Source organism: uncultured Granulicatella sp. (assembly GCF_963516875.1).
Taxonomy (GTDB): domain Bacteria; phylum Bacillota; class Bacilli; order Lactobacillales; family Aerococcaceae; genus Granulicatella.
In genome coordinates, this window is the sequence record NZ_CAUQCL010000028.1 from 1 (window position 1) to 10,564 (window position 10,564).

General features: G+C 33.1%; 10 protein-coding genes. 1 reads left to right on the top strand and 9 read right to left on the bottom strand.

What is annotated here, in order from left to right; translation table 11 throughout:
* The 3 genes from RWM24_RS08190 to RWM24_RS08200 form a co-directional block, all read right to left on the bottom strand.
* Window positions 1-2,008: YSIRK-type signal peptide-containing protein (locus RWM24_RS08190; RefSeq protein ID WP_314113259.1), on the bottom strand; the 2,008-nt coding region annotated here is incomplete at its 3' end.
* Between the two features lie 178 nt (window positions 2,009-2,186).
* Complete coding sequence (gene ptsP / locus RWM24_RS08195; RefSeq protein ID WP_314113261.1) at window positions 2,187-3,914, bottom strand: phosphoenolpyruvate--protein phosphotransferase; 1,728 nt, start codon at window positions 3,912-3,914, stop codon at window positions 2,187-2,189.
* Between the two features lies 1 nt (window position 3,915).
* On the bottom strand, window positions 3,916-4,182 hold the full coding sequence (locus RWM24_RS08200) for a phosphocarrier protein HPr (protein ID WP_314113263.1): 267 nt from the start codon (window positions 4,180-4,182) through the stop codon (window positions 3,916-3,918).
* A 272-nt stretch (window positions 4,183-4,454) separates the two neighbouring features.
* On the opposite strand from RWM24_RS08200, the gene RWM24_RS08205 reads away from it, so the two are divergent.
* Window positions 4,455-4,745: a DUF1827 family protein gene (locus RWM24_RS08205; RefSeq protein ID WP_314113264.1), complete on the top strand. Its 291-nt coding sequence runs from the start codon at window positions 4,455-4,457 to the stop codon at window positions 4,743-4,745.
* Window positions 4,746-4,847: 102 nt separating this feature from the next.
* Here RWM24_RS08205 and pyrE read toward each other — a convergent pair whose 3' ends face one another.
* The 6 genes from pyrE to RWM24_RS08235 are packed head-to-tail and all read right to left on the bottom strand — an operon-like array spanning window position 4,848 to window position 10,113.
* On the bottom strand, window positions 4,848-5,465 hold the full coding sequence (gene pyrE, locus RWM24_RS08210) for an orotate phosphoribosyltransferase (RefSeq protein WP_314113265.1): 618 nt from the start codon (window positions 5,463-5,465) through the stop codon (window positions 4,848-4,850).
* Window positions 5,466-5,476: 11 nt separating this feature from the next.
* Entirely contained in the window at window positions 5,477-6,175 is a 699-nt protein-coding gene (gene pyrF / locus RWM24_RS08215) for an orotidine-5'-phosphate decarboxylase (protein WP_314113267.1), read from the bottom strand.
* An 11-nt stretch (window positions 6,176-6,186) separates the two neighbouring features.
* Window positions 6,187-7,101, bottom strand: a complete 915-nt coding sequence (locus RWM24_RS08220) for a dihydroorotate dehydrogenase (RefSeq protein WP_314113268.1) — start codon at window positions 7,099-7,101, stop codon at window positions 6,187-6,189.
* A 9-nt stretch (window positions 7,102-7,110) separates the two neighbouring features.
* Complete coding sequence (locus tag RWM24_RS08225) at window positions 7,111-7,926, bottom strand: dihydroorotate dehydrogenase electron transfer subunit (RefSeq protein ID WP_314113269.1); 816 nt, start codon at window positions 7,924-7,926, stop codon at window positions 7,111-7,113.
* Window positions 7,927-7,933: 7 nt separating this feature from the next.
* Entirely contained in the window at window positions 7,934-9,217 is a 1,284-nt protein-coding gene (locus RWM24_RS08230) for a dihydroorotase (protein WP_314113270.1), read from the bottom strand.
* 14 nt (window positions 9,218-9,231) lie between these two features.
* Window positions 9,232-10,113 carry an aspartate carbamoyltransferase catalytic subunit gene (locus RWM24_RS08235; RefSeq protein ID WP_314113271.1) on the bottom strand — a complete coding sequence of 294 codons (882 nt, stop codon included), beginning with the start codon at window positions 10,111-10,113 and terminating at the stop codon, window positions 9,232-9,234.
* Window positions 10,114-10,564 lie beyond the last annotated feature (451 nt).

Genomic DNA, 10,564 nt, shown 5'->3' on the forward strand with positions numbered 1-10,564 from the left:
TCAATTTTAAAGCTGTTCTAGCATCTGCTAAAATTGTTTTAGAAATACTTGTATTAACTACATCTGTATCTTGAGTTGAAACTTTTGCAGTAACGATACTCTTAGCTTCTTTCCCTTCCGCTACCATTTGTTTAGCTTTTTCTAAGCCTTTTAAGTTTTGATGCAAATAAATACCCGCTTGACTAAGCGTATCATTTGTAAGTGTCATTTCACCTTTTGGCTTTAATAAAACTCGGGTTGTACCTTCTGGTAAATCTATTGAAGTACCTCCATTCTTTTTAAAGGCAATTTCCCCTAACTTCGTTTCCGTTGTACCATTTACAGTATATACTTCAAATTTATTGCTTGTTCCTAGATTATCTGGCGCATACCAAGCTGCATATGCTCCATTCTTATTCCAAATACCATAAAACTCAATTGATCTCTTTTGATCAAAATCACTATCAATCGTTAATTCAACTTCCTTAACTTTTGTCGGAGTGCCAACACTTCTCCAGAAAACAATAATTCTTTTATCATCGGTTTCAGCATTGATTCCAGGAATTGCAATATTCACTCTATTTTCATGATTTTGTTCATTAGTAAAGTTATTAATTACTAATGGGGGTTGCGCTCCTGCTGTATTTGGTGTTGCTCCATCTCCGTTATCTTTATATGGATTCACAGCCTTCACAACTAACGAAGTTGTCCCTTGACTTGTATTTGTTTCTCCTGATTTATCTGTATAAATTACATTGTCTGTAAAAGTAAATTCTTTTCCTTTTAAAAACTCTTCTAATGTACCTGCTTGGCGCATATTAATACGAAGTGTATCATCACTAGTATTATTCCCTTGATCAAATACAGGTTTTGCATCTGTTATATTTCTTGTATAACGAGCAATATTACCTTCCTGTGTCCATCCTGCATTGATAGATGTTTCTGATATTATAGCTCCTGTCGGTAAAGTAATAGCATGTTGAATTTTATTAACAGCAGCAACTTCTTTATTTAATGTCGTTAATTTTAAAACTAATTCTTTATTCTTAGTTTCATCAATAGTGTCTCCTGGTGCATTTGTATTAAATAAAGCTAAATCTCTAGCACCACTCTCACTATCCACATGAATACTAGCATAGCCACTCTTATTTGTATTTGCTACAACTGACTTAGTAGTCTTCTCAGGTGAAATTGGATTCCCATTTTTATCCATTACTTGAGAAGTGATAGAAGTTTGAGAATTACGACCAGTTCTATATTTATCAAATTTATAACTAATATTGAAATTACCATAAGAACCACTTGGAACTTCTCCAGTATAAATCTTATACTGTGTATCCGTTACTTTTTCCACTTTAAAAGCTGTACCAAATTGTACATCAGTAATAGGTTCATTCTCAGGTAAATTCACTAAAATATAAGAACCTTCTTCTAATTTTGAAGGAGCAGACACATCTAATCTAAATGTTGAGATGATCTGTTCTCCTACATTATATTCTGTTTGATTTCCTACTATATGACCTTGTAAACTAACTTTATTTTCAGTTGTTGGTTGTGTTTGATTAGAAGTCGCTAATGTACTATTTGAAGTACCAGCTTCTCTTGTATTAGCTACAGATTCTGTTGTTGAACTCGGTTGGTTGGTTTCAGCAACTGGTACATATGTAATTTTATATTTATTATTTCCAATAGGTTGTAGGCTTGTTGCAGTAAATCCTGGATAATCTTTCTTTAATTGTTCAAGATTTTCTGAAAATTTTGATTTTAAAATAGCAACATCTTCTACTACTCCACCTGGTTTCTCATGAGTTACCATTACAAATTCTTGCGTATCTGCTACTACTGAATTACCGGTTCCAGTTCTGTTGTAACCACTATCTGTTACACTAGCTTCAACATGATAACCAAAAAAGAAGCCAGCTCCAACCACTACACTAGCAACTCCGACCCTTAATTTTTTTATAGCATATTTTTCAAATTTCCTACCAAACTTTTTTTGATTCATAAATTGATTATTTTTACCTAACATTGTTCACCTCAAAATAATATAGATAAACCTAATTCTACCCCCCCCCGATAATTTCTGTCAAGTATTTTCACTTGACTTCACACTTCACGAAAATATATGAATTATTGATCAACGGAATGAAATCATTCAAGAAACCTAAAAAAAGAGTGAGATTTCTCTCACTCCTCATCATTTCAAATTATAGTTTTGAAACTACTTCTTCAACTAAAGCTTCAACTTCTTGTACAGTTGCACATTCATTAATTGCTTTATCTGCTAATGCTTTCATTTCTTCTAATGTTAATTTAGAAATTAAGCTACGTGTTTTTAATACGCTTGAAGCAGACATTGAGAACTCATCTAAGCCTAAACCAACAAGTAATGGTACAGCTGTTTGATCTCCAGCCATTTCTCCACACATTCCAGCCCATTTACCTTCTTTATGTGCTGAATCAATTACATGTTTAATTAATGTTAAGATTGATGGATTATATGGTTGATATAAGTAAGAAACACGTTCGTTCATACGGTCAGCAGCCATTGTATATTGGATTAAGTCGTTTGTTCCAATACTGAAGAAATCAACTTCTTTTGCGAATTGATGTGCTAATACAGCTGCTGCAGGAATTTCAATCATAATCCCTACTTGAATGTCGTCACTAACTGCAACACCTTCTGCAACTAATTTAGCTTTTTCTTCTAATAATAATGCTTTTGCACCACGGAAATCATTTAATGTCGCAATCATTGGGAACATGATACGTAATTTTCCATAAACTGATGCACGTAATAATGCACGTAATTGTGTACGGAACATTTCAGGTTCATTTAATGAAATACGAATCGCACGGTATCCTAAGAATGGATTCATTTCGTGTGGTAATGGTAAGTATGGTAATTCTTTATCCCCACCGATGTCCATTGTACGAACAACAACAGGTTTACCATTCATGCCTTCTAATACAGCTTTGTAGGCTTCAAATTGATCTTCTTCAGTTGGCATATCATGAGAATCCATGTATAAGAATTCTGTACGGTATAAACCAACACCTTCAGCACCATTATGGATTACTCCTTCTAAATCTTTTGGAGTTCCAATGTTTGCTGCTAATTCAACTTGATGACCATCTTTTGTAAATGTATCAGCATCTTTTAATTTTTCCCATTCAGCTTGTTGTGCTGCAAATGCTTCTGCTTTTGCACGGTATTCAGCAACTACATCTTCAGAAGGATTTAAGAATACATCTCCTGATAAACCGTCGATAATGATTAAATCACCATCTTTAGCTAAAGATGTAATTTCTTTTGTACCTACAATTGCAGGAATTTCTAATGAACGAGCCATAATCGCTGAGTGAGAAGTACGTCCACCGATATCTGTTACGAACGCCTTAACATATTTACGATTTAATTGAGCTGTATCACTCGGAGTTAAGTCTCCAGCTACAACTACTACTTCATCTTTGATTGTAGCAGGGCTAGGGATTTTAACACCTAATAAATTCGCTAAAATACGTTTTGAAACGTCACGAATATCAGCTGCACGTTCTTGCATGTATGGATTATCTTCCATGCCAGCAAAAATGCTAATAAACATATCTGAAACTTCTTTTAAAGCATGTTCAGCATTAACTTTTTGAGAAGTAATCGCATCTTTTACTTGACCTACTAATTCAGGGTCACTTAATACCATTAAGTGAGCTTCAAATACTTGAGCTTCTTCTTCACCAAGATTTTTTAATGCTGTTTCTTTAATTAATTCAATCTCTTTTGTAGAAACTTCTAAAGCTTTTTCTAAACGAGAGATTTCATTTTCTGTATCTTCTACGCTTACTTTTGAAAAACTTAAATCCGGTTCTGTTAATGTATAAACTTTTGCGATTGCAATTCCATCGCTGGCTGCAATACCTTGTAAAGTTGGTTTCATATTACTCAGCTAATCCTTCTTTTCTCATTGTTTCATCGATTCCAGCAATTGCATCTGCTGCATCTTCACCATCAGCTGTAATTACTACGTCAGCACCTTGACCAACACCTAATGACATAACACCCATGATTGATTTTAAGTTAACAGATTTACCTTTGTATTCTAATTGAATGTCTGAAGCAAATTTGCTAGCTGTTTGAACTAATAAAGTTGCTGGACGAGCGTGAATTCCTGTTTCTGCAATTACGTGATATTCTTTCTTTTCCATGAAAAAAAACTCCTTTAAAAATAAAATTTTATTAAGGACTGTAATAGTTACTAATTTCTTAGCAAACGTATACACCCCTCTCATTTAGTTAGGTTACCATGTTTTTTTATTTTTAACAACTATTTCTATTCATAATTTCATAATTTTTTTATTGTAAATTTTAAACTTTCTATAAAAGTAAGCATTTTTCATTTTTTTGAATTTTAATAATGAATTCTCTCAAAAAAAATAGTATAATATTCCTAAAAGATTCCAGTAAAGGGTGTATGAAAATGAAATTAATTGATATTACAAATAGTCATTTAAAATTAGTTAAAGAACAATTAGCGAATACGGATGCTTTTTTTGTTAAAGTGTATTCTTTAGGACAAACGACTGTCATTTATGAGGATGCTGCAACTCATAAAGATGTTCTTATTATCAATCGTAAAAGAAAAGTAAAACAAACAGAAATTGATTTTGTAGTTCATCGATTACTACATACAACATCTGAAGATTTAGATATTATTCATGCTGATGGTTTTGTAGAAATTAGCCTAGCTGTTAAAAAAACAAAATTATAGTTTTCTTAATCTTAAATGTAATGATTAGAACACCTATACTGGCCATCATTAATCAAAAAAATAATACGAGATTGCTGCATAACAATCTCGTATTTTTCTTTCTTACGCTAATTGATTTCTCCACTCTAATAATTTTTCAACATCATCTTGATGAATAAAATCAGATGTCACTGCTTCTTCTACTAATACTAGATAATTTGTTAATGTAACATATTCTACTTCTGCTTGTGAGAAGGCTTCATGAGCTTTAGTTAACTCATAACTAAAAATTGCTACAACTCCTAAAACTTCCGCTCCAGCTTCTCTTAAAGCTTTTGCTACTTTTAAAGAAGACAAACCTGTAGAAATTAAATCTTCGATAATGACTACTTTTTGCCCTTCCAACACTCTTCCTTCAATTTGATTGGTTTTTCCATGTTTTTTTGCAGAATCTCGAACATAAATCATCGGTAAATCTAATAATTCACTGACCCAGGCAGCATGTGGAATTCCTGCTGTTGCCGTTCCAGCTATAACTTCTACTGCTGGATATTTTTCTTTTATAACTTCTACCATTCCTGCAGCAATTTCTCTACGAATACTTGGATAAGACATTGTAATTCGATTATCGCAATAAATTGGTGATTTAATTCCTGATGTCCATGTAAAATAATCATTTGGTCTTAATGCTACAGCTTGAATAGCTAATAATTCTTTGGCAAGTTTACGTTCTAATGTCATATTTTTCTCCTTTATTTTGTAAATTGTTCTTTAATAAAATGATATACTTCTACTGGATTTTCTGCCTTTGTAATAGAACGACCTACAACGATATGGGTACTTCCTTCAAGACTTGCAACTTTAGGAGTTGCTACACGTTTTTGATCGCCTGCTTCATCTGTTTCAAGTCGAATTCCTGGTGTCACTTTTAAAAAGTCTTCTCCACAATTTTCTGTAATTTTACCAGCTTCCCATACAGAAGAAACAACTCCATCTAATCCTGCTTGCTTGGCTAACTTCGCATAATGAATCACACTTTCCTCTAAAGAAAGAGGAATACATTGATACTCTCTCATATCTTGTTCTGAGGTAGAAGTTAATTGAGTAATCGCAATAACATTTGTGTCAAAGCTTCCACCATCTAACATTCCCTGTTTAGCTGCTTTCAACATTTCGTAGCCACCTGCAGCATGTACGGTTAAAATATTCACATGAAACTGTGCCAATCCTTTTGCGGCTCCATAAACCGTATTAGGAATATCATGTAATTTCAAGTCCAAAAAGATTTTATGTCCTAATTTTTTTATTTGCTCAACAACTACTTGTCCATTTTGTAAATATAATTCTAAGCCAATTTTTACAAATAATTTCTCGTCTCCAAATTTTTCTAAAAATGCTAATGATTCCTCCACTGTTGGAAAATCTAATGCAACAATGACTTCTTTTTTCATCCAACCACTCCTTATTTATAAGCTCGTCCACGTAACTCTAGTAGATGATGCACTCCCAATTCATCAAGAGCAGCTTCTAATCGATCAATAATTTTTGGACAAACATATGGATCTGTAAAGTTTGCTGTTCCAACTGCTACCGCACTAGCTCCAGCTGAAATGAAATCAATCACATCCCATTCATCCATAATACCGCCCATTCCAATAATTGGGATATTGACTGCTTGCGACACTAAATAGACCATTCGAATGGATACCGGTTTAATTGCTGGTCCAGATAATCCACCCGTTATATTGGCAAGAATTGGTTTTCCTGTTTTTCTATCTAAACGAATTCCAACTAATGTATTAATCATCGTAATTCCATCTGCTCCACCTTCTTCAACGGCTTTTGCCATCGAAACAATATCTGTTACATTAGGAGATAATTTGACATAGACAGGTACACTAGAAGCTGCTTTTACTTTTTCTGTTAATGTTCTTGCAATACATGAATCTGTTCCAAATTGAATCCCTCCATGCTTCACATTAGGACAAGAAATATTTAATTCTAATGCATGGACATTCGGTGCTTTACTAATATGTTCTGCAACATAAACATAATCCTCAATTTCACTACCTGCAACATTCGCAATAATTGGAACATCATATTTTTCTAAAGCTTTTAATTTCGTTTCCATAATTTCGTGCACACCTGGATTTTGTAATCCAATTGCATTTAACATTCCACTAGAAGTTTCTGCTACCCGAGGAGTTGGATTCCCAAATCGTGGTTCTTTTGTTGCAGCTTTTATCATAATGGCGCCTAATTTACTTAAATCATAAAAATGAGCATATTCTAATCCAAACGCAAAGCACCCAGAAGCTGGCATAATAGGATTCTTTAAATCTAAACCTGGTAATTTTACACGTAATCTCTCGCTCATCATTTCCTCCTATAATGCTATTTCTCTAGTATCATAAACTGGTCCATCATAACAAACTCTAGAAATACTACCATCTATTTTTTCGCAAACACAGGCATAGCAAGCTCCTACTCCACAAGCCATTCGCTCTTCTAACGATATATACCCCATTTTTTCCTCATCCATTTGGGTTAAGGCTTTTAACATCGCAAATGGTCCGCAACTAAAATATTTATGGTAGTCTACTGCATATTTTTTTATCACATCTGTTACAAAACCTTTTTCACCATAACTACCATCAGCAGTTGCGATATACGTTGTTCCAAGTTGTGCAAATTCATCTTCATAAAAGACATCTTTAATATTATTAAATCCTAAAATATGAATGGTTTGGATTCCTTTTTTCTGAAATTGCTTCGCTAATTCATACAATGGAGGCACACCAATTCCACCACCAACAATAAGAGCAGTTTGTCCTTCTTCTAAAACTTCTAAATCATATCCTTTTCCAAGTGGACCTAAAATATCTACTATTTCTCCTTCTTTTAATTCAGAGATAATCTTCGTTCCGGCTCCATCTGCTCGATAGACGATGACAAATGATTTTTTTTCATGATTAATTTCGCAAATGGAAATCGGTCTTCTTAATAAAAATTCATAGCTATTATTCACTTTAATATTAACGAACTGTCCAGGCGTCATCATTTCTTGAACGATATCCCCCTGTAATTCCATTCGAAATATTTTATCCGCAATTTTTTCATTACTGATAACCCTTGTCATATAAGTATCCATACAAATACTCCTTTGCCATTTTTTCATTTGCTTATTAACTGTTAAAATCATTCATTCCCTATAGATCTGAGAAAACTTCCTTATCTTGATACGCAATTCTTCCTTCACATAAAGTTAACACTGGAATCCCATATATTTTCTCACCAATATACGGAGTATTACGTCCTTTTGATAAAAATTGATTTGGATCAATCTCCATTGATTTTTCTAAATCAATAACGACTAAATCTGCGAATCCATTTTCTTTTAATCGACCATATGGCAATTCAAATGTATCTGCTACATTTTCACTCATTTTCTTCACTAGGAAATCTAATGAAAAGACACCAGATTTAACAAATTTTGTATAAAGTTGACTAAAGGCTGTTTCACTACCAACAATACCAAAGGCTGCTTTTGTCATTGTTAAATTCTTTTCGTGTGGTGCATGAGGTGCATGGTCTGTAGCAATGACATCAATCGTTCCATCCAATAGTCCTGAAATTAAAGCATTTCGGTCTTCAGCAGCTCTTAACGGTGGATTCATTTTCCACATACCATTGTCTTCTGGGATATCCATTTCATTACTAATCAAATGATGAGGACAGACCTCACACGTCACTTTAATTCCAGCAGCTTTTGCATCTCTCACGACTCTGACTGATTCTTTTGTAGAAACATGACAAACATGGTAATGACAACCTGTTGCTTCTGCTAACAATACATCTCGAGCAATTTGAACACTTTCGCAAACTGATGGAATACCTGGCAATTGCAATTCTCTACTTCGTCTTCCACAATGCATACAACCACCACGAATGAGTGAATTATCTTCACAATGAGCCACAATCGCTTTATCAAGACTTGCAGCAACTTTCATGGATTCATACATCATATTCGCATCTTGAACTCCACGACCATCATCACTAAAGGCAAATACATAATGGGCTAATTCTTTAAAATCAGCATATTCCTTTCCTTGCTCTCCTTTTGTAATCGCTCCAAAAGGAATGGCTCGAATCACTGAATCACGTTCAATAATATCTAATTGTAATTTTAAATTTTCATAACAATCTGGAACAGGATTTAAGTTCGGCATTGGCATTGCTGTCGTAAATCCACCACGTGCAGCCGCTCTTGAGGCATGATAAATTGTTTCCTTATATTCAAAACCAGGTTCTCTCCAATGGACATGAACATCAATAAATCCAGGAGAAATGAATTTCCCTTTTAAATCTAGAACTTTTGCTTCAGTATTTTCAATTGAATCAGCTATTTCAATGATTTTTTTATCATCAATTAACAGATCCTTTTGAACTAAAACACCCTGTTCTAAAATTTGACCATTTTTTAGTAGTAACATGAACTTCTCCTTTTTTACAATTGATTGTCTTTAATAACTTTTTCAATCATTGCTTGTCTCATAAACATCCCATTTTTCATTTGTTCAAAAATGACTGATTTTGGAGCTTCTACTAATTCAGATGCAATTTCTACATCACGATTGACAGGAGCTGGGTGCATTACAATAGCTGTTTCTTTTAATTTTTCATATCTTTGCGGTGTTAGTCCATATTGTTCATGGTATTCTTCTTTTGTTAAGCCCATTTTTTCAGCGTGTCTTTCGTGTTGTACTCTCAATAACATACATACATCAACTTCACCAATCACTTCATCAAAATCAACTACTTCTCCAAGCGTTTCATCTTTATAAATATCCGGACATACAAAACGAACTTTTGCTCCTAATCTTGTTAACATATGATAATTGCTTTTAGCTACTCGAGAATTTTTAATATCACCTGCAATAATGATATTTAAATTTTCAAATGTTCCAAATCTTTCATACATTGTCATTAAATCTAATAAACATTGACTAGGATGTTCTCCACTTCCATCTCCACCATTTAAAATTGGAATATTTAAATTTTTCAACTCTTCATAATAAGCATTTTGACTATGACGAATCACTAATAGATTACAACCCAACATCTCTAATGTTTTACATGTGTCATATAATGTTTCACCTTTATTCACAGAAGAAGTTGCTACTTCAAAATTAATTACTTTTAATTTATGTTTATGCTCTGCAATTTCAAAACTATGTTTTGTACGAGTAGAATTTTCAAAAAATAAATTAGCGACATATAAATCATCTCTACATTCAACGTGCTTCCCATTTTTTAATTCCAATCCTCTTTGAATTAATTGGAAAACTTCCTCGTTTGTTAAATCTGACATTTTTACAATATTTTTCATAAAATTTCCTCCTCCTGTTTATAAAAAAATACCTTGTAATCCTAAGACTACAAGGTATCCTAATATTTTTATAAATTTAAGTTAGTATTTGAATGATGATATAAAAACTCTATACTCAAATAAGCTTGTAACGTTAAATTCAATCCCTTGTTAGCCTCTCTGGACTATTTTAAAAAGATATTCTATTTATTGCTTTTTGTTACGAAACATTACTGACTAATGAAATCTTTTTGCGACATCAATTCCTTTCGTTTGAGAATGAGTTGCTCATCAAAAAAATTATAAAATCTTTGCTGACCTCTCTGGATCACATTAAAGATGAGTTATTCAAATTGTCAACAGTATAAAGGAAATTTTTCCCTTTGTCAATTAGAAAAAACGATTTTTTTCAACAAAATGTCAAACACAAGTGATAATGTCTCAATTAAACACAAGTAAAAATGTCCCAAAT

Excerpts from the sequence above, each read along its gene's own strand:
- ptsP (WP_314113261.1), bottom strand. The coding sequence starts at position 3,914 with ATGAAACCAACTTTACAAGGTATTGCAGCCAGCGATGGAATTGCAATC.
- RWM24_RS08200 (WP_314113263.1), bottom strand. The coding sequence starts at position 4,182 with ATGGAAAAGAAAGAATATCACGTAATTGCAGAAACAGGAATTCACGCT.
- RWM24_RS08205 (WP_314113264.1), top strand. The coding sequence starts at position 4,455 with ATGAAATTAATTGATATTACAAATAGTCATTTAAAATTAGTTAAAGAA.
- pyrE (WP_314113265.1), bottom strand. The coding sequence starts at position 5,465 with ATGACATTAGAACGTAAACTTGCCAAAGAATTATTAGCTATTCAAGCT.
- pyrF (WP_314113267.1), bottom strand. The coding sequence starts at position 6,175 with ATGAAAAAAGAAGTCATTGTTGCATTAGATTTTCCAACAGTGGAGGAA.
- RWM24_RS08220 (WP_314113268.1), bottom strand. The coding sequence starts at position 7,101 with ATGAGCGAGAGATTACGTGTAAAATTACCAGGTTTAGATTTAAAGAAT.
- RWM24_RS08225 (WP_314113269.1), bottom strand. The coding sequence starts at position 7,926 with ATGATTTTAACAGTTAATAAGCAAATGAAAAAATGGCAAAGGAGTATT.
- RWM24_RS08230 (WP_314113270.1), bottom strand. The coding sequence starts at position 9,217 with ATGTTACTACTAAAAAATGGTCAAATTTTAGAACAGGGTGTTTTAGTT.
- RWM24_RS08235 (WP_314113271.1), bottom strand. The coding sequence starts at position 10,113 with ATGAAAAATATTGTAAAAATGTCAGATTTAACAAACGAGGAAGTTTTC.